This is a genomic window from Pantoea dispersa (genome assembly GCF_019890955.1).
GTDB classification, from domain to species: domain Bacteria; phylum Pseudomonadota; class Gammaproteobacteria; order Enterobacterales; family Enterobacteriaceae; genus Pantoea; species Pantoea dispersa.
This window is the reverse complement of record NZ_CP082346.1, coordinates 2,923,348-2,944,537: the sequence shown is the minus strand read 5'-3', so window position 1 is coordinate 2,944,537 and position 21,190 is coordinate 2,923,348. Positions and strand designations below refer to the sequence as shown.

The window sequence follows — 21,190 nt, the reverse complement described above, 5'->3', positions numbered from 1 at the left end:
ACATCGATGAAACTCTGGCATGTAATTAGCGGTATGACACTGGCGGTGGCAATCACAGGCTGTGCCGATCACAGTAAACCCGTGCCGACGCCAACTTTAGGCGCCAGCGTGGCCGGGCAGCCGTCGGCAATTGCCCAGCCGAACGTAAGCGGTTCCGTCTATATTCGCCAGCGTATTGCGCTGCCGCCGGATGCGGTGCTGACCGTGACGCTGGCCGATGCGTCACTGGCGGACGCGACGTCCAAAGTGCTGTCACAGCGTGTGGTTCGCACCGAGGGCAAACAGGCACCGTTCCAGTTTGTGCTGCCCTTTAACCCGGCCGATATCCAGCCGAACGCGCGCATTTTGCTGAGCGCAGCGATCACCATCGACGGCAAGCTGGCGTTTATTACCGATACGGTGAAACCGGTGATTAATCAGGGTGGAACGAAAGCGGAACTGCTGCTGGTACCGGTGACCAATATGGCGATGCCAACCCAGCCGGGCGCTGCTACCACTGTGCCTTCGACGTCGCCAACTCAGGTTACGCCGTCAGCCTCCGTGCCGGCACCAACCAGTCTGTAAGTTGAAACGGGAGACAGCGCGTTACGGAAGCTGCGCCAGAATGGCGCTGCAGAAAGTAAAGGCGCTGTCTCGTCCCTGATCGCTCGGCACACGCCATCCCTGCGTGTGACGCTTTACTTTCTGCAGTGTCATTCCCGCGCTTTAAAGGGAGTGCGGCCTGTCAGCATTAATACTCCCAGCGATACTTCGCCAGTTCAATTTCTCCTGCATCACTTACTTCAATACCTTCGGCTTCCAGCGCATCGCGCTGACGAAAAAGATCATCACCCTGCAGCGAAATACGACCATGACGATTAATCACGCGGAACCACGGCAATTTGCTGCCTGGCGGCAGGCGCCGCAGCACGCCGCCCACCTGACGTGCGGCGCGCGGTGAACCGGCCAGCAGCGCGACATCGCCGTAGGTCGTCACTTTACCGGCAGGAATAGCGGCAACAATTTGCCAGACGCGCTCGGAAAAATTGCTCTGTTCACTCACTCACGCACCTCGTCTGCGGGAAAAGCGCCACTTTAGCATGCGATTGCGGCTATCTGCAGGGTTTTGCCGCCGGCCTGTTCAAGAAACCAACGGTTGCCCGGCCTGCGCTTGCAATTGCCAGGGGCTTCCCCGATAATGCCAGCGCTCTCAACATGAGAGCTCGTCAATGGGGGCCCTGTTGGTTCTCCCGCAACGCTAACTTGTGAACTCGGTCAGGTCCGGAAGGAAGCAGCCGCAGCAGGCGACGCGTGTGCCGGGATGTAGCTGGCAGGGCCTCCACCATTTCTGCCCATGCAAAATCCCTGCGCGCAATGCGGCACAGCACCCTGTCGGCACTCCTTTGCCTGCCTGTCATCCGTGGAAATAAAGGTGAGTAACGAAACGACCTGCGGGGAGAAAACTTAGCGGACGTACTTCCAGACAGATCCGGGCACTTTGTCATAGAGCTTGTTCATGGTCAGCTCGGCCAGACGGTGATCGGCTGCGGAGTAGAATACCGCTAACTCATCATCGGGTAATTCATACTTGTTCTTTTCAATCACCCGTTCAAGGGTGTCAATTGAGCGACAACGACGCAGTCGCATCAAATAGTCTGTTTTGGTTAAGGCTGGGTTGCTCATAAATAAACCGGTCTCACTCTGATGCTAAAAGGAATGGCTGGGTTGCTGGAGATAAGCGCACTCTTCGGCAAACAGATTAAATAAGCGTTTTGCTGAACGTTGCCACCGTTGAAGATCCTGAGTATTGATTCCATAGCTGCTAAACAGCATAAAGGTATCATCAAGATATTCATCGATTTGCGTAATCAGCGCTTCATCTTCAACATGCTTAATTTTGTAATTCATCGTGAAAGAGGCGATATGCTCAATCAAATCGTTGAGCTGTAAATTGCCTGGCGAAGTGGGATCATTAACCCAGCCGTGATGGCTGTCGGTTAGCGTCGCCATACTTTCGTCAAACAGGTTCTCACACAGAAATTTAAGCTGGGCAATATCATGCCGTTTCGGTGAGTATTCGTCCATCTTTTTCCCCTCCATAGCGAGCACAGTTACCGCGACGCGGCGAGATTTGGAAAAGCTACCAGGGAGCGATCACGAATAAAAAGAATTCAGCGACCTTTTAAATATAATCCACAATCATTAGTTTTGCTCACCCAATTACTAAATATTACAATTCGTCGCACGGTGACGGGCGGGTATTGTCTATCACCTCAAACACCAGTGCACCGGGCGTTGTCTGGAACATAACTTCTTCACGTTGGGTAAAGGTTTCATTTAAATCAAGGCAGGGATTAAATAAATCCCACGTGAAATCGTAAAGCATTTTAAATCGTTTGTGGCCGACGGGCTGAATGGAAATAATGGTAAAACTGTCCGGAACTAATTGCGCGTTTTGAGAATACCACTGTAAATCGCCGGCAAGGTCCTGGGCTATTTTGAGAATATTCCCCTGGATAATCTGGCGTAACTTGCCGCAATCATCCTCATTCACATCAATATCACTATGAATAATAGACTGCATTCTGCATCCCGTAAAAAGCAAGGAGAGTTCTATCATTGGCTTTCAGCCCGGACATTGCAAGCCATTGGTAAACAGAAAGGGCGATTGCTGCGATGGGCGCTGGCTTGATGGCACAAATCGCCCAGGCGTATCGCCACTGATCAACTTTTGAAACACTTTCCTCCGCGCGTCACGATGACGCCATCAGGTAGTATATTGTTATGTTATAACATTTTGGTGGCGTGTCATGAATCACAGTGGATTACTTCTCTCGCTTGGCGGGCGCCTGCTGGTAGCGCTACTGCTGAGTAGCCTGCTGGCTTTAGCCATCGTCTGGGGCCTGCACCAATGATGCGTTTTCATCGTCTGCAGGGCGGCTATCAGGGCAGGGCGGTGACGCCGGTGGTGAATGGCGAACTGGCGGCCGGCAGTATGACGGCACTGATCGGGGCCAACGGAACGGGCAAATCAACCTTGCTCAAAACTATCGCCGGACTGCTGCCGCCAGTGGCGGGACGCTGTGAACTGCAGCTGCCGCGAAAAGCGCTGGGCTGGTTGCCGCAGCGCAGCGAGCTGGACACCCGCTTCCCACTCACCGTCTATGAGCTGGTGGCAATGGGCTGCTGGCCGCGCTGCGGCTGGTTCGGTGGCATCACGCGTGCGCTGCGCCAGGAGATTGATGCGGCGCTGGAGGCGGTGCAGATGCGCGACTTCGCCACTGCGCAGCCCGCGATGCTCTCCGGCGGGCAGTTGCAGCGCGTGCTGTTTGCGCGCCTGATGCTCCAGCGCAGTCAGCTCTGGCTGCTGGATGAACCCTTCAACGGCATTGATACGCCGACAATAACCTTACTGATGTCGATTCTCGAACAGCAGCAGCGGGCGGGCACCACGCTGCTGGTGGTGCTGCATGACAAGCTGCTGGTGGCGCGCCATTTTCGTGACGTGCTATCGCTGGATGAGCGTGACAGTGCGCAGCAACCGCGGCTGTGTCGGGTGGCGTCATGACGTTACTCCAGCCGTTTATTGAGTTTGGTTTTATGCGCCGGGCGCTGGTGGCCTGCATGGCGCTGGCGATCAGTGCGACGCCGCTCGGCGTCTTTCTCTCGCTGCGCCGTATGAGCCTGGTGGGCGATGCGCTGTCCCATGCGGTACTGCCGGGCGCCGCCATCGGCTATCTGGTGTCCGGCCTGTCGCTGGTGGCGATGGGCATTGGCGGCCTGATTGCCGGGCTGGCGGTGGCGCTGCTGTCCGGTGCGGTCAGCCGTTACACCCATCTGAAGGAGGATGCCAGCTTTTCCGGCTTCTATCTGGGTTCGCTGGCGCTCGGCGTCACGCTGGTATCACTGCGCGGTTCCAGTGTCGATCTGCTGCACGTGTTGTTCGGCTCGCTGCTGGCGGTGGATAACGGCGCGATTGTGCTGGTTGGCAGCATCGCCGCGTTCACCCTGCTGATGCTGGCCGTGATCTTCAGGCCGCTGGTCATTGATGCCTTTGATCCTGATTTTCTGCGTGCGCAGGGGAAATGGAGCGCACCGCTGGTGCACGGCATTTTCCTCACGCTGGTGGTGCTGAATCTGGTGGCGGGTTTTCAGGTGCTCGGCACGCTGATGTCCGTTGGGCTGATGATGTTGCCCGCTACCAGCGCGCGCTTCTGGAGCCGTCACCTTACGCGCATGCTGGCGATTGCCATGCTGCTGGCGCTGATCGCCGCCTTTATCGGCCTGTTGCTCTCCTGGCACTATGCCCTGCCTGCCGGACCGGCGGTGGTACTGAGTGCGGCCGTACTGTTTTTGCTGTCTGTGTTGACAGGACCATGTGGCGGCCTGCTGCGCCGTCGATAATAAGATGACAAGGGGATAGGTATGAAGAAGTTACCGTTGAGTCTGGCGATTGGCGCGATGCTGATTAGCCCGCTGACGCTGGCAAAAACCGTTGATGCCGTAGCCAGTTTTACCGTGCTGGCTGACATCGTTAAACAGGTCGGCGGCGATCACGTTAAGGTGAAATCGCTGGTGGGGCCGGATGGCGATCCGCACACCTTTGAGCCGACGCCGCAGGATAGTCAGGCGCTGGCGCAGGCCGATGTGGTGTTCGTCAGCGGGCTGGGCATGGAAGGCTGGATGGACCGGCTGATTAGCGCGTCCGGCTACAAGGGCACGGTGGTGGTCGCCTCGAACGGCGTCAATACGCGCAAAATGGAGGAGGATGGCAAAACCATCACCGATCCACACGCGTGGAACAGCATGCACAACGGCGTGATCTACGCCACCAACGTGATGAACGCGCTGATCAAAGCTGATCCGGACGATGCTGCCGACATCCGTCACAGCGGTGAACGCTATATTCAGCAGTTGCAAAAGCTGGATAGCTGGGCCAAAAGTGAATTTGCCGGCGTGGCGCAAAGTAAACGCAAGGTACTCACCAGCCATGATGCCTTTGGCTACTTCGGCCAGCGCTACGGCGTGACATTCCTCGCGCCGGTGGGCTTCTCAACCGAAGCGGAAGCCAGCGCCAGCGATGTCGCCGCTATCATCAAACAGCTCCGGGCCGAGCACATCACCACCTACTTTATGGAGAATCAGACCGATCCGCGTTTGGTGAAACAGATCGCCAGTGAAACCGGTGCGCAACCCGGTGGCGAGCTCTATCCGGAAGCGCTGTCAGCGGCCAGCGGGCCGGCGCCCACCTATGAGGCGGCGTTTAAGCACAACGTGGAAACTCTGCTGCACAGCATGAAGTAAAAAAAAGGCCGGGGAGCATCCCGGCCAATTATCACGACACTTTCCTAACGTTTTTTCTTTCTTCCCTGCACCGCCTTAAAGCGCGGGTTAGTTTTGCAAATCACATAAATACGACCTTTACGCCGCACGACTTTGCAATCTTTGTGACGGGTCTTGGCAGACCGCAATGAACTGACAACTTGCATGTGGCTGAACTCCGGTTATTTGCTGCGCGTCAGGAAGCTGCCAAAACGCTTGTTGAAGCGTGCGGCGCTGCCCTCTTTGGCAAACTCTTTCTGTTTACCGGTGTAGTAAACGTGCGACTTCGACGACACATCGAGCGTGACGTACGGCAGCTCTTCGCCCTCAAACTGGATGGTACGATCGGTCTGAATCGTTGAGCCGACTTTGAAGTATTCGTCGACGGTGGTGTCGTGGAACACCACAGGACGGTAGTGCGGATGAATGTTTGGTTTCATAATAGTGCTCTCGTGTAATGTTATAATATAACAATATTATGAACCTCGCGCCGCAGGATTGCAACCACGCTTCCGGTACGGATTTGTCATGGGACGAGCGGGCAGGGGAGTGCGCAATAAAAAAGGCCGCTTGCGCGGCCTTTTAGCAGAGAGAAACTATCAGTGAGGGTGATCCACCGGATGGCCCTGTTCCAGCTCAGACTTATTCTTGCTGAAACGGCGGCGCACCACCACGAAGAACACCGGCACGAAGAAGATTGCCAGCGCGGTGGCTGTCACCATCCCGCCCATTACGCCAGTACCGACGGCGTTCTGTGCGCCGGAGCCGGCACCGCTGCTGATCGCCAGCGGCAGTACGCCGAGGATGAACGCCAGCGACGTCATCAGAATCGGACGCAGACGCATACGTGAGGCTTCCAGCGTCGACTCGACCAGCCCTTTGCCTTCCTTCTCCATCAAATCCTTGGCGAATTCGACGATCAGGATGGCGTTCTTCGCCGAGAGACCAATGGTGGTCAACAGACCCACCACAAAGTACACGTCGTTACTCAGACCGCGCAGCGTGGTGAAGAGCAGGGCGCCAATCACACCCAGCGGCACCACCAGCATGACCGCAAACGGAATCGACCAGCTCTCATACAGCGCGGCCAGACACAGGAACACCACAATCAGCGAAATGGCGTACAGTGCAGGCGCCTGGTTGCCGGACAGGCGTTCCTGATAGGACATGCCGGTCCAGTCGTAGCCGATACCCGCAGGCAGCTTCGAGGCGAGGCTCTCCATCAGGTTCATGGCATCACCCGAGCTCTTGCCCGGTGCCGCCTGACCCAGGATCTCCATTGATGGCAGACCGTTGTAACGCTCCAGACGCGGTGAACCATACTGCCACTTCGCCGAAGAGAAGGCAGAGAATGGCACCATGGTCCCGGCGCTATTGCGCACGTACCATTTGCTGATGTCATCCGGCAGCATGCGCGAGTCGGCCTGACCCATCACGTACACTTTCTTCACGCGACCACGGTCGATGAAGTCATTGACGTAAGAACCACCCCAGGCCGCACCCAGCGTGGTATTGATGTCAGACAGCGACACACCAAGCGCCTGCGCTTTTTCCTGATCGATAATCAGTTTGTACTGCGGCGTATCTTCCAGCCCGTTTGGACGCACGCCCACCAGCGTATCCGGATGCTGGGCGATCATGCCAAACAGCTGGTTACGCGCGGCGGTCAGCTTCTCATGGCCGAGGTTACCCTGATCGATCAGCTGGAAGTCGAAACCGGTGGCGTTACCCAGTTCGATAATGGCCGGCAGGTTGAACGGGAACACCATGGCATCTTTGATCTGACCCAGCGCCTGCATCGCACGTCCGGCAATCGCCGGCACTTTCAGGCTGGCATCACCACGCTCATCCCATGGCTTCAGGCTGACGAAGGCGATACCGGTGTTCTGTCCACGACCGGCGAAGCCAAAGCCGTTAACGGTAAACACCGAATTCACGCTGTCTTTCTCTTTGGTCAGGAAGTAATCCGTAACCTGATCCAGCACCTTCTGCGTACGTTCCTGAGTCGCACCGGCAGGCAGCTGCGCCTGCGCCAGTAACAGCCCCTGATCCTCTTCCGGCAGGAACGAGGTAGGCAGTTTCAGGAACAGGTAAGCCATGCCGACCACAATCAGCAGATAAATCAGCAGATAGCGGCCGGTGCTGCGCACAATGTGGCCGACGCTGTCAACGTAATGGTTGGTGCTCTTATCAAACAGGCGGTTAAACCAGCCGAAGAAACCGGTGGTTTTGCCGTGTTCACCTTTCTTGATGGGCTTCAGCATGGTGGCACACAGCGCTGGCGTCAGAATCAACGCCACCAGCACCGACAGCGCCATCGCCGAAACGATGGTGATCGAGAACTGACGATAAATCACCCCGGTTGAGCCACCGAAGAACGCCATCGGGATAAATACCGCTGACAGCACCAGCGCGATGCCAACCAGCGCGCCCTGAATCTGTTCCATCGAGCGTTTGGTGGCTTCTTTTGGCGGTAATCCTTCTTCCGCCATGACACGCTCAACGTTTTCCACCACCACGATGGCGTCATCCACCAGCAGGCCGATGGCGAGCACCATGCCGAACATCGTCAGGGTGTTTATCGAGTAGCCAAAAGCACTGATGATGGCAAAGGTGCCCAGCAGTACTACCGGCACGGCGATGGTAGGAATCAGCGTCGCGCGGAAGTTCTGCAGGAACAGATACATCACCAGGAACACCAGTACGATGGCTTCGAACAGCGTTTTCACCACTTCGAAAATAGAGATCTTAACGAATGGCGTGGTGTCGTACGGGTAAACGGTTTTCATGCCGGCCGGGAAGAACGGTTCCAGCTTGGCCAGTTCCGCTTTCACCGCGTCGGCGGTATCCAGCGCGTTGGCGCCGGTCGCCAGTTTGACACCGATACCGGACGCTGGTTTGCCGTTGTAGCGGGCAATGATCTCGTAGTTTTCACCGCCGAGTTCAATCTTCGCGACATCGCGCAGGCGCACCTGTGAGCCGTCCTGATTGACCTTCAGCATGATGTTACCGAACTCTTCGGTCGAGGTCAGACGCGTCTGGGCAATGATCGAGGCGTTAAGCTGCTGACCTGGCACCGGTGGGGTACCGCCCAGCTGACCGGCAGCCACCTGGGTGTTCTGGGTTTGCAGCGCGCTGATCACATCCACCGGCGTCAGCTGGTAGTTGTTAAGCTTGTGCGGATCGAGCCAGATACGCATCGCATACTGCGCACCAAACACCTGAGTATCACCGACGCCAGGCGTACGGCTGATCGGATCTTTGATGTTCGACGCTACGTAGTCTGAGATGTCGTTCTGCGTCATGCTGCCATCTTCGCTGACGAAACCGGCGACCATCAGGAAGCTGCTGGAGGATTTTTTCACCTGAATCCCCTGCTGCTGTACTTCCTGCGGCAGCAGTGGCATTGCCAGCTGCAGTTTGTTCTGCACCTGCACCTGAGCAATGTCGGCGTCAGTACCAGACTGGAAGGTCAGCGTCAGCGTCAGCGTACCAGAAGAGTCACTGCTCGAGGACATATACATCAGCCCGTCGATGCCGTTCATATTCTGTTCGATAACCTGCGTTACCGAATCCTGTAGCGTTTTCGCATCTGCACCCGGATAAGATGCCTGGATTTCAACTGCCGGCGGCGCAACGTTGGGATATTGCTCGATCGGCAGTTTGATAATCGATAGCGCACCCGCCAGCATAATAATGATGGCAAGCACCCAGGCAAAAATGGGGCGATCGATAAAGAACTTAGCCATGTATCAACGGCTCCTGTTTATGACGATGATTTAGCAGACTGAGATTCCGGTGCGGCTTTGGCATCATCTTTGACTTCCTGCGGCGTCACCTGAGCACCCGGTTTAGCACGCTGAATACCGACGGTAATCACGCGATCGCCCTCTTTCAGGCCATCGGTCACCAGCCATTTGTCGCCAAACGCCTGGTTCGCGGTAATCTTACGTACTTCAACTTTATTATCCGCGCCCACTACCATCGCGGTGGCCTCACCGGTTGGCGTGCGGGTTACGCCGGTCTGCGGTACCAGCAGCGCCGTCGGGTTAGTGCCCTCATCCAGACGTGCACGCACGAACATGCCCGGCAGCAAACGATGATCCGGATTCGGGAAAATCGCGCGCAGGGTAATCGAGCCGGTGGTTTCATCCACGGTAACATCAGAAAATTCCAGTGTGCCCGGCTGGCTGTATGCGCTACCGTTCTGCATCAGCAGGGTAACGTTAGCTTTGCCGTCGTTCTGTTTCAGCTGACCCGACTCCAGCTCGCCGCGCAGGCGCAGGAAATCATCGCTGGATTGGGTCACATCGACGTACATCGGATCGAGTTGCTGCACGGTCGCCAGCGCGGTGGTCTGGCCGTTCGACACCAGCGCACCTTCCGTCACCGAGGATTTACCAATGCGGCCGCTGATTGGCGAGGTCACTTTGGTGTACGCCAGGTTAATGCGGGCGGTTTCCACATTGGCCTGCGCCGCCTGTACGGCTGCGGCGGTCTGCGCGGCGGTGGCCGCGGCGTTATCGTAGTCCTGCTGGCTGATATATTTGGTACCCAGCAGCGGCTTGTAACGATTCACCGTCAGCTGGGCAACGCGCGCGTTGGCCTGAGCCTGGGCTAAATCGCCTTTTGCGCTGTCGTACGCGGCCTGATAGGTGGCGGGATCGATCTGGTACAGCGAATCGCCGGCTTTAACATCACTGCCTTCAACAAAATTACGCTTGAGAATGATACCTGACACCTGCGGACGCACTTCAGCCACGCGGAACGCCGAAGTACGGCCTGGCAGTTCGGTGGTGATTTTCAGGGGCTCGTTTTTTAACGTGACAACACCCACTTCCGGGGGCTGCTGCTGGGCGGCTTGCTGGGATTTATTATCATCACATCCTGTTAACAAAAAGCTGCCTGTAAGCATCACGGCGGCCGCCAGAGGCGCTAATCCTCTGTTTTTATTCATAAATAAACCTCTAGTGTCCGATATCAAATGATCAATGGATCACAAACCGTTAAACCCATTGCTGCGTTAAAACACGGGTCGTGCTATGGTACATACATTCACAAATGTATGTAAACTTGCCAGTTTGTAAAAACAGTCCTCTATGGCACGAAAAACCAAAGCGCAAGCACTTGAAACGCGACATCAAATTCTGGATGCCGCTTTAGCTCACTTTTCTGAACACGGTGTGGCCGCCACTTCACTGGCGGATATCGCCGCGGCCGCTGGCGTCACGCGCGGCGCTATCTACTGGCATTTTAAAAATAAAGCCGATCTGTTACAGGAGATCTGGCTGCGCTGCGACGCCGGGCTCGACGATGTGGAACTTGAGTATCAGACAAAATACCCTGGCGATCCACTTTCTGTAATGCGTTCGATGCTGATCTATATCCTTGAAGCCACAGCAAAGGATCCACAAAGACGCGCATTAATGGAGATTATCTTCCATAAATGTGAGTTCGTCGGCGAAATGTCGACGTTAATGGCGATGCAGCAGGGGCTGCTGCAGGCGTGTTATGACCGCATCGAAGAGGTGCTGCGCAGCTGTATCGAGGCCGGGCAGCTTCCGGCCAGCCTCAACACCCGCCAGGCGGCGCTGCTGATGCGCGGCTACATCAGCGGCATGATGGAAAGCTGGTTATTCAATCCGCAAAGTTTTGATCTGGTGAGTGAAGCGCCGCAGGTGGTTGAGGCCTTTATAGATATGCTGCGCCTGAGCCCGACGCTCGCCGGCACGCGCTAAGCGGTGTGTTCGGCCGCCAGCTTCTGCTCGTAATCGCGCTGGACAATCGCCAGCGCAGCCAGCACCGTGGCCGTGGGTACCTGGTTTTCCTCCAGCAGCTGAATTAAATCGACCGCCAGCTTGATGTCGTCCGGCGCGGTATCCAGCGTCATAGTGTCTCCTAAATACGTAGTTTAGCGGCGACCAGCAGCATCAGCAGTGCACCGGCCAGCGCCACGGCAAAGCCCGTCGGATGCAGCGTACCGAGGTCGCCCGTGGTGAAATACGTGGCGATGTAGCCGCCAATCAGCGCGCCGATCACCGCCAGCACCAGCGTCGGCACCAGTCCGCCGGGACGGCCGGGAAACACCCTCCGCTTCAGCCAGCCGGCAGCCAGGCCAATAATAATCCAGATGATAAGGGTCATGCTTCTCCTCCCGTCAGCGCTGTTTCCAGTATAGAGGAAAGCGAACGGCTTACGGCTGCGCCGCGATCTCCAGTTTATGCAGCGCGGCGCGGCAGCGCGCCAGCCGCTCCTGCAGAATCTCCACCTCGCGCATCAGCTGCTGCTGCACGCTCAGCGTTTCAGCGCGTGCCAGGTGCTGTTCGCGCTGCTGCAGCATGGCCAGCAATCGCGTTTCGTAGCCGCGGTACTCATCACGCTTCGGCTGCAGCGGATCGCGACGCGGCCGTTCACGCACCACGCGCAGTTGCTGGCTACTGCACTCGCGCTGCAGCGCGGCAATCTGGTCCAGCACCTTCTGCGCCAGCCACTGGCGGCGCGACGCATCACTGTCGGACGCCGCGAGCTGCGCCGCATTGTGCTGCAGCTCTTGCAGATAGTCAGCCAGTCGCGTGCCTTTGCAGCGAAACAGCTGCGCGTCAAAGCGCGGCTGACGGCAGCTACCGTCCGGCTGCTGCGCAATCTGCTGGCGCAGCGTGTCAATCATTGCGTGCAGACGCTGTTGGGCGGGCAGTTGAGGCATCACTTCGATTCCGTCTGTGTTAACGTAGCGCTGTTGTGACATTTTTCAGGCATCTGGCATGCAGCGCATTTTACTGTTAAGCCTTGGCTGGCTGGCGATTGTGCTGGGCACGCTGGGCATTGTATTACCTTTACTACCGACCACGCCATTCGTGTTGCTGGCCGCCTGGTGTTTTGCCCGCTCGTCGCCACGCTTTCACCACTGGCTGCTGTGGCGCTCGCCGTTTGGCCGCTATCTGCGTCACTGGCAGCAGCATCGCGCCATGCCGCCCGGTGCCAAAGGCCGGGCCATGTTACTGATTGTCATCACCTTTGCGGTTTCAATCTGGCTGGTGAAGCTGCTGTGGCTGCGCATCCTGCTCGGTGTGATGCTGGCGCTATTGTTGCTCATGCTGTGGCGCATCCCGGTTGTAGCAGAAAGTGCGAACCCGCACGAACCGTAGCATCAGGGTTGCATTTAGCCGGCTGTTTGCTTAGATTTGGGCATCTTCGTGCGTGGCTTCCCTTTGAGAAACGACTTCGCTTAACCCGGTTTCCGGGTATTGGCGCTGTGGAAGCTGCGCGTTTTAGATATTTTTCCAGGCGTAACCTTTATGACCGCAACTGCGCAGCAGCTTGAACTGATCAAAAACAGCATCAAAAGCATTCCTGACTATCCGAAGCCGGGCATCCTGTTCCGTGACGTCACCAGTCTGATGGAAGATCCGCAGGCGTATGCCGCAGCGATCGCCATTCTGGTGGAGCGTTATCGTAATAAAGGCATCACCAAAGTGGTGGGCACCGAAGCGCGTGGCTTCCTGTTCGGGGCGCCGGTTGCGCTGGGTCTGGGCGTGGGATTTGTGCCGGTGCGCAAGCCGGGCAAACTGCCGCGTGAAACTTTCAGCGAAAGCTATGAACTGGAGTACGGTTCAGACGCGCTGGAACTGCATAAAGACGCCATCAAACCCGGCGATGTGGTGCTGGTGGTGGACGATCTGCTGGCTACCGGCGGCACCCTTGAAGCCACGGTGAAACTGATTCGTCGTGCGGGCGGTGAAGTTAAAGACGCCGCGTTCGTGATCAACCTGTTTGATTTAAGCGGCGAAGCGCGCCTGAACGCGCTGGGTATCGACTGCTATAGCCTGGTCAATTTCCCCGGCCACTAAGGCCATCGCGCCGCCCGCCTTCATGTCCGGCGGCGCCTCTCTTCGCACTCCCTGACACGGGTATTCTGGCCTTAAGCGCAGCGCGCAACGTATCACGGGTATAGGCATATCCGGCTGTGGCTGTTACACTCCTGTCAAAATAAACAGGGTTTGCGTCACCGCATTTTTCCCCTAAGTCCCACGGCAGAATCGGCGCAACTGAGCGTGCTGCTGTGCCAGGTTAAACAACTCCAGTGATTGAATCCACATGAGCTATCAGGTACTTGCGCGAAAATGGCGTCCCCAGGCTTTCGCCGACGTAGTCGGTCAGGAACATGTGCTGACGGCGCTGGCCAACGGGTTGTCACTGGGACGCATCCATCATGCCTATCTGTTTTCCGGCACGCGCGGCGTGGGGAAAACCTCGATTGCGCGTCTGCTGGCCAAAGGCCTCAACTGCGAAACCGGTATCACGGCCACGCCCTGTGGACAGTGTGATAACTGTCGCGAGATTGAACAGGGGCGCTTTGTCGATCTGATCGAAATCGATGCCGCCTCGCGCACCAAAGTGGAAGACACGCGCGACCTGCTGGATAACGTCCAGTATGCACCCGCGCGCGGGCGCTTTAAGGTCTATCTGATCGATGAAGTGCACATGCTGTCGCGCCACAGCTTTAATGCGCTGCTGAAAACGCTGGAAGAGCCGCCGTCGCACGTGAAATTCCTGCTGGCGACCACCGATCCGCAGAAGCTGCCGGTAACCATTCTGTCGCGCTGCCTGCAGTTCCACCTGAAAGCCCTCGACGTCGAACAGATTCAGCAGCAGCTGGCGCACGTGCTGCAGCAGGAGCAGATTGACGCCGAGCCGCGTGCACTGCATCTGCTGGCGCGCGCCGCCGACGGCAGTATGCGCGATGCGCTCAGCCTCACCGATCAGGCGATTGCCATGGGGCAGGGCAGCGTCACGCGCGACAGCGTGGCGCAAATGCTGGGCACGCTGGATGATGAACAGCCGCTGGCGCTGATTGAAGCGCTGGTGGAAGGCAACGGCGAACAGGTGATGGCGCTGCTGAATCAGGCCGCATCGCGCGGCGTGGAGTGGGAGGCGCTGCTGGTGGAGATGCTGCGTCTGCTGCACCGTATCGCGATGGTCCAGCTGCTGCCCAGCTCGCTTGGCGAAGATGATGCCAGCCAGGCGCAGCACCTGCGCGAACTTGCGCGCGTGCTGCCGCCTGCTGACGTTCAGCTCTATTATCAGACGCTGCTGATGGGGCGCAAAGATTTGCCGCTGGCGCCGGATCGTCGGCTGGGCGTGGAAATGACGCTGCTGCGTGCGCTGGCGTTTCATCCGCAGGCCACCATCGCTGAACCGGTGGCGCGTCCGTCGCTGACGCCGCAGGCCGCACCGGCCGTTGCCGCGCCAGCGCCTCAGACCAAAGCCGCACCCGCTGTGGCCGCGCAGCCGCAGATGGCACCGCCGATGGATGAGTCGCCGCCGCCGGCCGATGATTATCCCGATATGGCGCCGGCCCCGGATAACTTGCCCGACGCCACCAGTCAGCTGTTACAGGCGCGGACGCAGCTGCTGCGTCAGGGAGCCGGCAAAGCAAAAAAGAGTGAGCCGGCAGCGCGTTCCGCGCGGCCGGCAAACCCGGCGCTGGAACGTCTGGCAAGCGTCACCGAGCGCGTGCAACAGCGCGCGTCTGAGCCGGCGGTAAAAGCGCCGGCGAAACCGGAAGCGTATCGCTGGAAAGCCCAGCAGCAGGAGGAGATCAAGCCGGAGCCAGTGGCGACGCCAAAAGCCTTGCGTTCTGCGCTGGAGCATGAGAAAACGCCAGAGCTGGCGCTCAAACTGGCGGAAGAGGCGCTGCAGCGCGATGCCTGGGCGGCGGAAATCGCCACGCTGACGCTGCCGAAGCTGGTCCAGCAGGTCGCGCTGAACGCGTGGAAAGAGGTGAATGAGCAGGGCGTGACGCTGCATTTGCGCAGCAGCCAGCGTCATCTCAACTCTGCCCCGGCGCGCCAGGCGATTCAGGAGGCGCTGAGCCAGGCGGCCGGCCAGCCGGTTGAACTGACCATCGTGGAAGACGATAATCCGGCGGTATTGACGCCGCTGGAGTGGCGTCAGGCCATTTATGAAGAGAAACTGGCGCAGGCGCGTCAGTCGATCGAAAGCGATACCCACATTCAGACGCTGCGTCGCTTCTTTGATGCGGACCTGGATGAAGAGAGTATCCGACCCGTATGATCACGCTGTCGCGCAGCGTTGCGCGCAGCCCCAGCAGAGAGAGAAAACTATGTTTGGTAAAGGCGGATTGGGCAACCTGATGAAACAGGCCCAGCAGATGCAGGATAAAATGGCCAAAGTTCAGGAAGAGATCGCCGCACTGGAAGTCACCGGCGAATCAGGGGCTGGCCTGGTCAAAGTGACCATCAACGGTGCGCACAACTGCCGCCGCGTGGAAGTCGATCCCAGCCTGCTGGAAGATGACAAAGAGATGCTGGAAGATCTGATCGCTGCGGCGTTCAACGATGCGGCGCGCCGTATTGATGAAACGCAGAAAGAGAAGATGGCGTCCGTCTCTGCCGGTATGCAGCTGCCGCCTGGCTTCAAGATGCCGTTCTGATGCAAACCAGTCCACTGCTTGAAGCTTTGATGGAGTCGCTGCGCTGTTTGCCGGGCGTTGGCCCGAAATCGGCGCAGCGCATGGCGTTTCATCTGTTGCAGCGCGATCGCAGCGGTGGCATGCGTCTGGCGCAGGCGCTGACCCGCGCCATGGCAGAGATCGGCCACTGTTCCGACTGCCGCACCTTCACCGAGCAGGAGATCTGCACCATCTGCGCCAATCCCCGCCGTCAGCAAAACGGCCAGATTTGCGTGGTGGAGAGCCCGGCGGATATCCACGCCATCGAGCAGACCGGCCAGTTTGGCGGTCGCTATTTTGTGCTGATGGGCCATCTGTCGCCGCTGGACGGCATCGGCCCGCAGGATATTGGCCTGGATCGGCTGGAGCAGCGCCTCGAACGTGAGACGCTGCAGGAAGTGATCCTCGCCACCAACCCCACGGTGGAAGGCGAAGCCACGGCTAACTATATCGCCGAGCTGTGCGGCCAGTATGGCGTTGACGCCAGCCGCATTGCGCACGGGGTTCCGGTCGGTGGTGAACTGGAAATGGTCGACGGCACAACGCTGTCGCACTCGCTTGCCGGACGGCACAAGATTAAATTCTGACCACTTGCCGGTATCCTGCTGCGATACCGGCTTGAAATTCTTCCCACCATCCCCATTTCACTCTCAACAATTGATCAACCCCGATTCTGTTGAGGTAGCAATGACCATGAAAGGACAAGAGACGCGTGGCTTCCAGTCAGAGGTAAAACAACTTCTGCATCTGATGATCCATTCCCTCTATTCAAACAAAGAGATTTTCCTGCGTGAACTGATCTCCAACGCCTCCGATGCGGCTGACAAGCTGCGCTTCCGCGCACTGTCGACGCCGGATCTGTACGAAGGCGATGGCGACCTGCGCGTGCGTATCTCGGTCGACAAGGAAAAACGCACGCTGACGCTGAGCGATAACGGCATCGGTATGCGCCGTGATGAGGTGATTGAAAACCTCGGCACCATCGCGAAATCCGGTACCAAAGCGTTTCTGGAATCGATGGGTTCCGATCAGGCAAAAGACAGCCAGCTGATCGGCCAGTTCGGCGTCGGTTTCTACTCGGCGTTTATCGTGGCTGACAAAGTGACGGTACGCACCCGTGCTGCGGGCGCCAAAGCCGACGAAGGCGTATTCTGGGAATCCGCCGGCGAAGGCGAGTATACGCTGGCGGAGATTGAGAAAGCCGATCGCGGCACCGAAATTACGCTGCACTTCCGTGAAGGCGAAGATGACTTCCTCGACGCGTGGCGCGTGCGCAACGTGATCAGCAAATATTCCGATCACATCGCGCTGCCGGTGGAGATCGAGACCAAAGACGAAGAGAACGACACCGTCACCTGGGAGAAGATCAACAAAGCCCAGGCACTGTGGACGCGCAACAAAGGCGAAATCAGCGACGAAGAGTACAACGAGTTCTACAAACACATCGCTCATGATTTCAGCGATCCGGCCATCTGGAGCCACAACCGCGTCGAAGGCAAGCAGGAGTACACCAGCCTGCTGTACATCCCGTCGCGTGCGCCGTTCGACATGTGGAACCGCGACAGCAAGCACGGTCTGAAACTGTACGTGCAGCGCGTCTTCATCATGGATGACGCGGAACAGTTCATGCCGAACTATCTGCGCTTTGTGCGTGGCCTGATTGATTCCAGCGATCTGCCGCTCAACGTCTCCCGTGAGATCCTGCAGGACAGCCGCGTCACGCAGAGCCTGCGCGCCGCGCTGACCAAACGCAGCCTGCAAATGCTGGAAAAACTGGCCAAAGACGACGCAGAGAAATATCAGCAGTTCTGGAAAGAGTTCGGTCTGGTACTGAAAGAGGGGCCGGCGGAAGATCATGCCAACCAGGAGGCGATTGCTAAACTGCTGCGTTTCGCCACCACCCAGAGCGAAGGCGCGGCGCAGACCGTTTCGCTGGAAGATTACGTCAGCCGCATGGTTGAAGGGCAGGAGAAGATTTACTACATCACTGCCGACAGCTATGCCGCCGCGAAAAGCAGCCCGCATCTGGAGCTGTTCCGTAAGAAAGGCATCGAGGTCCTGCTGCTGTCCGATCGTATCGACGAGTGGATGATGAGCTACCTGACGGAGTTCGATGGCAAAGCGTTCCAGTCGGTGAGCAAAGCGGATGAGTCGCTGAGCAAGCTGGCGGACGAAGAGACGGAAGCGCAGAAGGAAGCGGAAAAAGCGCTGGAGCCATTCGTCGATCGCGTGAAAACCCTGCTGGGCGAGCGCGTCAAAGAGGTGCGCCTGACCCATCGCCTCACCGACACGCCGGCGATTGTCACCACCGACGCCAACGAAATGACCACGCAGATGGCGAAGCTGTTCGCTGCAGCCGGTCAGGATGTGCCGGAAGTGAAGTACATCTTTGAGATCAACCCGGAGCATACGCTGGTGAAACGCGTGGCTGATACCCAGGATGAAGCGCGCTTTGCGGAGTGGGTTGAACTGCTGCTGGATCAGGCGCTGCTGGCCGAGCGCGGCACGCTGGACGATCCTAACCAGTTTATCCGCCGCATGAATCAGTTGCTGACGGCGTAACGCGGTGCGGTAATCGGAACGGTCGGCATGAATGCCGACCCTACAGGTTACCTGTCACCGATTCGACAACTGTCCACTCTCTGTAAGGTCGTCATTAATGACGACCTTTTTTTATTTATGCCGCCCTTGCTTACTTCAGCGCTTCATCCCGCAGCCAATCCCGGAACAACGTAATCTCCGCATCGTGCTGGCGTGACCGCTTGGTCATCATCCAGGTGGCACGGTCGGCGCGCACAAACCCCAGCGGCGCAATCAGCGTGCCGTCGTTCAGCTCCTGACGCACCAGCAGGCGCGGCGCCACAATCACGCCCAGCCCGTTTCTCGCGGCCTGAATCGCCAGCGTCAGATTATCGAAATGTTTGCCCAGCCAAAAATTACCGCGCACGCCGCTGATCTTCGCCCATTCGGCCCAGGCCTGCAGGCGGGTATCGGCGTGCAAAAGCGGCAGCGACGCCAGATCCTGCTCGCTGTGAAAACGCGCCGCGTACTGTGGGGCGCACAGCGGGCCAACGTAATCATCGCTGATGAGCGAGGCATCTATGTCGTCGTCCGGCGCCTGTTCATAACTGAGGATCAGCACATCGGTGTGTTCGCTGCGCAGCTGAGCAATCTCGCCCTGCGGCTGAAATTGCACTTCAATATCGGGATAGCGCTGGTAAAAGCTGCTGATGCGCGGAATCAGCCACTGGGATAAAAAACTTGGGGTACAGGCAACGCTCAGGTGATTGCGCATCCCGGTGCGAATACTTACGCAGGTGGTAGAGAGTTCGCTAAAGGCTTTCTGGCAGCTCACCAGCAGACGTTCGCCGTGAGAGGTTAAGCGCACGCGCCCGTTAGTGCGGATGAACAGGGGTTTGCCCATCCAGCTCTCCAGCTGGCGAATCTGATGGCTGATGGCGCTGTGGGTGACATGGAGACATTCGGCCGCGACGCTAAAGCTGCAATGCAGCGCCGCCTGATGAAAATAGTGCAGTGCACGTAACGACGGAAGCGCGGTCATACTCATCCCCTGTGTAAAAACCTAACAGGGATTGTCAGTTTATATCATTTTAATGTCCAGCCGCATTAACCTAACCTTTCCTGCTTAATCTGGCGGGTTGACGGACCGGCTGCGCTGTGTACAGCAGCGGCGATGTCCGCTGCCAGCGCCAGCTTCATACAGCAGAATAACCAAGAGAAATGTCACGTGATGACTTCACAACAGGCTACTGCCAGGGCGGCGGCGCGCGATCGGCTGCGCGGCTTGCTGTCCCGTCACTATCGGCTGGAAAATTACGATCTGTTTTTTGCCCCTTCACTGCACATCGCGCGCGTGCTGCTCTCGCAACTGTTTCTGCGCCAGGAGCAGGCGCGCAATCAGACGCGCTACGCCGCGCAATATCCGGTCAGCGAACTCAGCGTGCTGCCGGCCCTGCCGATGATGGCGGGCAATATCGCGCTGGTCGATCACGTCGATATGCAGCAGGGCCGGGTGCGCAATCTCAGTGCCTGCCAGAGCCAGGGCGTGACGCACGCGTCCGGCTCCTTCGCCAGCGTATTGCATAAACGACTCATCAGCGAGGCACGACTGTTTGTCACCCAGCTGAATCAGCATGCGATGCTGAGCGACGATCTGGTGCTGATTGCGCTGCGTACTCATGATTTTAGTACGCTGGTGCGCAGCGAACTGCGGCTGTTCGAACAGGGACTGGCGCTGGGTGACGCGCCGGAACGCGCGCTGGAGTGCATGGCGCAGGACGAATGGCAACCCTTCAACGTTGCCAGTGTCGATAGCCTGACGCTGGATACGCCCTTCACGCTGCAGTCGATTCACCAGCCCGGCCTGCCGTTTGCGCTGCTGCCCTTGCCGCCCGGCAGTGCGCTGCCAGCGTTGCCCGCGGATATGCAGCTGCTGCCCGCGCCGCATCGCCTGTTTTTGCCGGTCAGCGTACGCGGCAACGGCAATAAGCCGCAGAACGTCACCGCTGCGCTAAAAAAACGGCTGCGCGAGGTGCTCAGAGACAGCCGAAATTCTTAAAAATACGCCTGCTACTGGCGCACCGCGCTAAAGCAGGTCAAAGTAAGCCTTTCAGCGCCCGGGGGCCCGTTGCCTTGTGGTGTGCGGGTCATAATGGTATGTTCTTGGCCTTCTCAGATTGATCAATGCGATTCGCAAGGGGAATTACGCAATGCGTATTATTCTGCTCGGGGCACCGGGCGCAGGTAAGGGCACTCAGGCTCAATTCATCATGGAGAAATACGGTATTCCGCAGATCTCCACGGGCGACATGTTGCGTGCGGCTGTTAAAGCCGGCACCGAATTGGGCCAGCAGGCGAAAGCCATCATGGATGCCGGTAAACTGGTAACGGACGAGCTGGTGATTGCGCTGGTTAAAGAGCGTATCGCGCAGGAAGACTGCAAAAACGGCTTCCTGCTCGATGGTTTCCCACGCACCATTCCGCAGGCTGACGCCATGAAAGAGGCGGGCATCAAGGTGGATTACGTGCTCGAGTTCGCCGTACCGGACGAACTGATTGTCGATCGCATTGTCGGCCGCCGCGTGCATGCGCCGTCAGGCCGCGTTTACCACATCAAATACAATCCGCCAAAAGTGGAAGGTAAAGATGACGTGACCGGCGAAGAGCTGACCACGCGTAAAGACGACCAGGAAGAGACCGTGCGTAAGCGTCTGGTGGAATACCATCAGCTGACCGCGCCGCTGATTGCTTACTACAGCAAAGAAGCCGAAGCCGGTAACACCGAATACCACAAAATCGACGGCACCCGCCAGGTGACCGAAGTGAGTGCACAGCTGGCCGATATCCTCGGCTAAGTGGTGACCTGGGCCGGTTGTCCGGCCCTTTTGCAGCAATTGC

General features: G+C 57.9%; 25 protein-coding genes, 1 other RNA gene and 1 other annotated feature. Of the genes, 14 read left to right on the top strand and 12 right to left on the bottom strand.

The genetic code is table 11. The features are described from left to right. Positions 1–6: 6 nt before the first annotated feature. A complete protein-coding gene (locus tag K7H94_RS13860) occupies positions 7–564 on the top strand; it encodes a YbaY family lipoprotein (protein ID WP_222951201.1) in 558 nt (185 codons plus the stop codon). A 166-nt stretch (positions 565–730) separates the two neighbouring features. On the opposite strand, the gene K7H94_RS13855 is transcribed toward K7H94_RS13860, so the two are convergent. After that, positions 731–1,042 carry an MGMT family protein gene (locus K7H94_RS13855; protein WP_021507202.1) on the bottom strand — a complete coding sequence of 104 codons (312 nt, stop codon included), beginning with the start codon at positions 1,040–1,042 and terminating at the stop codon, positions 731–733. A gap of 176 nt (positions 1,043–1,218) precedes the next feature. Here K7H94_RS13855 and ffs point away from each other — a divergent pair. Next, positions 1,219–1,315, top strand: an RNA gene (ffs, locus tag K7H94_RS13850) — signal recognition particle sRNA small type. 128 nt (positions 1,316–1,443) lie between these two features. Here ffs and K7H94_RS13845 read toward each other — a convergent pair. From K7H94_RS13845 to K7H94_RS13835, 3 genes are all read right to left on the bottom strand, one after another. Further along, entirely contained in the window at positions 1,444–1,662 is a 219-nt protein-coding gene (locus K7H94_RS13845) for an HHA domain-containing protein (protein WP_021507203.1), read from the bottom strand. A 24-nt stretch (positions 1,663–1,686) separates the two neighbouring features. Then, positions 1,687–2,064, bottom strand: a complete 378-nt coding sequence (gene tomB, locus K7H94_RS13840) for an Hha toxicity modulator TomB (protein ID WP_021313568.1) — start codon at positions 2,062–2,064, stop codon at positions 1,687–1,689. A 145-nt stretch (positions 2,065–2,209) separates the two neighbouring features. Beyond that, positions 2,210–2,563: a hypothetical protein gene (locus tag K7H94_RS13835; RefSeq protein WP_031279656.1), complete on the bottom strand. Its 354-nt coding sequence runs from the start codon at positions 2,561–2,563 to the stop codon at positions 2,210–2,212. 327 nt (positions 2,564–2,890) lie between these two features. On the opposite strand from K7H94_RS13835, the gene K7H94_RS13830 reads away from it, so the two are divergent. The 3 genes from K7H94_RS13830 to K7H94_RS13820 are packed head-to-tail and all read left to right on the top strand — an operon-like array spanning position 2,891 to position 5,283. After that, positions 2,891–3,547 carry a metal ABC transporter ATP-binding protein gene (locus tag K7H94_RS13830; RefSeq protein WP_141496706.1) on the top strand — a complete coding sequence of 219 codons (657 nt, stop codon included), beginning with the start codon at positions 2,891–2,893 and terminating at the stop codon, positions 3,545–3,547. Further along, positions 3,544–4,383: a metal ABC transporter permease gene (locus K7H94_RS13825; RefSeq protein ID WP_021507206.1), complete on the top strand. Its 840-nt coding sequence runs from the start codon at positions 3,544–3,546 to the stop codon at positions 4,381–4,383. The genes K7H94_RS13830 and K7H94_RS13825 overlap by 4 nt, the downstream gene beginning before the upstream one ends. A gap of 21 nt (positions 4,384–4,404) precedes the next feature. Beyond that, the gene (locus K7H94_RS13820) at positions 4,405–5,283 is read left to right on the top strand and encodes a metal ABC transporter substrate-binding protein (RefSeq protein ID WP_058769397.1); all 879 of its coding nucleotides are present in this window, start codon (positions 4,405–4,407) and stop codon (positions 5,281–5,283) included. A gap of 44 nt (positions 5,284–5,327) precedes the next feature. Here the strand turns inward: K7H94_RS13820 and ykgO are convergent, their stop codons facing one another. The 4 genes from ykgO to K7H94_RS13800 all read right to left on the bottom strand — a co-directional run bounded on the left by ykgO (position 5,328) and on the right by K7H94_RS13800 (position 10,258). Continuing rightward, a complete protein-coding gene (gene ykgO, locus K7H94_RS13815; protein WP_010616859.1) occupies positions 5,328–5,468 on the bottom strand; it encodes a type B 50S ribosomal protein L36 in 141 nt (46 codons plus the stop codon). Positions 5,469–5,483: 15 nt separating this feature from the next. After that, positions 5,484–5,741, bottom strand: coding sequence for a type B 50S ribosomal protein L31 (locus K7H94_RS13810; RefSeq protein WP_021507208.1), 258 nt, complete (start codon positions 5,739–5,741; stop codon positions 5,484–5,486). Between the two features lie 159 nt (positions 5,742–5,900). Then, positions 5,901–9,050, bottom strand: a complete 3,150-nt coding sequence (locus tag K7H94_RS13805) for a multidrug efflux RND transporter permease subunit AcrB (protein ID WP_021507209.1) — start codon at positions 9,048–9,050, stop codon at positions 5,901–5,903. Between the two features lie 17 nt (positions 9,051–9,067). After that, positions 9,068–10,258 carry an efflux RND transporter periplasmic adaptor subunit gene (locus tag K7H94_RS13800; RefSeq protein WP_058757947.1) on the bottom strand — a complete coding sequence of 397 codons (1,191 nt, stop codon included), beginning with the start codon at positions 10,256–10,258 and terminating at the stop codon, positions 9,068–9,070. A 142-nt stretch (positions 10,259–10,400) separates the two neighbouring features. Here K7H94_RS13800 and acrR point away from each other — a divergent pair, with 142 nt between their 5' ends. Next, positions 10,401–11,039: a multidrug efflux transporter transcriptional repressor AcrR gene (gene acrR / locus K7H94_RS13795; RefSeq protein ID WP_031279658.1), complete on the top strand. Its 639-nt coding sequence runs from the start codon at positions 10,401–10,403 to the stop codon at positions 11,037–11,039. Here acrR and rsmS read toward each other — a convergent pair. The 3 genes from rsmS to priC are packed head-to-tail and all read right to left on the bottom strand — an operon-like array spanning position 11,036 to position 12,004. Then, positions 11,036–11,191 (bottom strand): pleiotropic regulatory protein RsmS, encoded by a 156-nt coding sequence (gene rsmS / locus K7H94_RS13790; RefSeq protein WP_072209946.1) that lies wholly within the window; start codon positions 11,189–11,191, stop codon positions 11,036–11,038. The genes acrR and rsmS overlap by 4 nt on opposite strands. Positions 11,192–11,199: 8 nt before the next feature. Further along, entirely contained in the window at positions 11,200–11,445 is a 246-nt protein-coding gene (locus tag K7H94_RS13785; RefSeq protein ID WP_010616865.1) for a GlsB/YeaQ/YmgE family stress response membrane protein, read from the bottom strand. 49 nt (positions 11,446–11,494) lie between these two features. Then, positions 11,495–12,004: a primosomal replication protein PriC gene (gene priC / locus K7H94_RS13780; RefSeq protein ID WP_021507214.1), complete on the bottom strand. Its 510-nt coding sequence runs from the start codon at positions 12,002–12,004 to the stop codon at positions 11,495–11,497. Positions 12,005–12,062: 58 nt separating this feature from the next. Here priC and K7H94_RS13775 point away from each other — a divergent pair, with 58 nt between their 5' ends. The 6 genes from K7H94_RS13775 (at position 12,063) to htpG (ending at position 18,334) form a co-directional block, all read left to right on the top strand. After that, on the top strand, positions 12,063–12,446 hold the full coding sequence (locus K7H94_RS13775) for a DUF454 family protein (RefSeq protein WP_058757944.1): 384 nt from the start codon (positions 12,063–12,065) through the stop codon (positions 12,444–12,446). A gap of 150 nt (positions 12,447–12,596) precedes the next feature. Further along, on the top strand, positions 12,597–13,148 hold the full coding sequence (gene apt / locus K7H94_RS13770; RefSeq protein ID WP_031279659.1) for an adenine phosphoribosyltransferase: 552 nt from the start codon (positions 12,597–12,599) through the stop codon (positions 13,146–13,148). 247 nt (positions 13,149–13,395) lie between these two features. After that, a complete protein-coding gene (gene dnaX, locus K7H94_RS13765) occupies positions 13,396–15,375 on the top strand; it encodes a DNA polymerase III subunit gamma/tau (protein ID WP_222951200.1) in 1,980 nt (659 codons plus the stop codon). Beyond that, positions 14,717–14,778, top strand: a sequence feature (DnaX frameshifting element). It overlaps the preceding gene by 62 nt. Before the next feature lie 49 nt (positions 15,376–15,424). Continuing rightward, positions 15,425–15,754 (top strand): YbaB/EbfC family nucleoid-associated protein, encoded by a 330-nt coding sequence (locus K7H94_RS13760; RefSeq protein WP_010616869.1) that lies wholly within the window; start codon positions 15,425–15,427, stop codon positions 15,752–15,754. After that, the gene (gene recR / locus K7H94_RS13755; RefSeq protein ID WP_031279660.1) at positions 15,754–16,359 is read left to right on the top strand and encodes a recombination mediator RecR; all 606 of its coding nucleotides are present in this window, start codon (positions 15,754–15,756) and stop codon (positions 16,357–16,359) included. Before K7H94_RS13760 ends, recR begins: the two co-directional genes overlap by 1 nt. A gap of 106 nt (positions 16,360–16,465) precedes the next feature. Beyond that, positions 16,466–18,334, top strand: a complete 1,869-nt coding sequence (gene htpG / locus K7H94_RS13750; RefSeq protein ID WP_185749251.1) for a molecular chaperone HtpG — start codon at positions 16,466–16,468, stop codon at positions 18,332–18,334. A 130-nt stretch (positions 18,335–18,464) separates the two neighbouring features. On the opposite strand, the gene K7H94_RS13745 is transcribed toward htpG, so the two are convergent. Then, positions 18,465–19,334 carry a LysR substrate-binding domain-containing protein gene (locus K7H94_RS13745; protein WP_058769402.1) on the bottom strand — a complete coding sequence of 290 codons (870 nt, stop codon included), beginning with the start codon at positions 19,332–19,334 and terminating at the stop codon, positions 18,465–18,467. 189 nt (positions 19,335–19,523) lie between these two features. Here K7H94_RS13745 and K7H94_RS13740 point away from each other — a divergent pair, with 189 nt between their 5' ends. Together K7H94_RS13740 and adk are read left to right on the top strand one after the other, a co-directional pair. Continuing rightward, positions 19,524–20,351, top strand: a complete 828-nt coding sequence (locus K7H94_RS13740) for a DUF6024 family protein (RefSeq protein WP_222952054.1) — start codon at positions 19,524–19,526, stop codon at positions 20,349–20,351. 151 nt (positions 20,352–20,502) lie between these two features. Then, the gene (adk, locus tag K7H94_RS13735) at positions 20,503–21,147 is read left to right on the top strand and encodes an adenylate kinase (RefSeq protein ID WP_021507222.1); all 645 of its coding nucleotides are present in this window, start codon (positions 20,503–20,505) and stop codon (positions 21,145–21,147) included. Positions 21,148–21,190 lie beyond the last annotated feature (43 nt).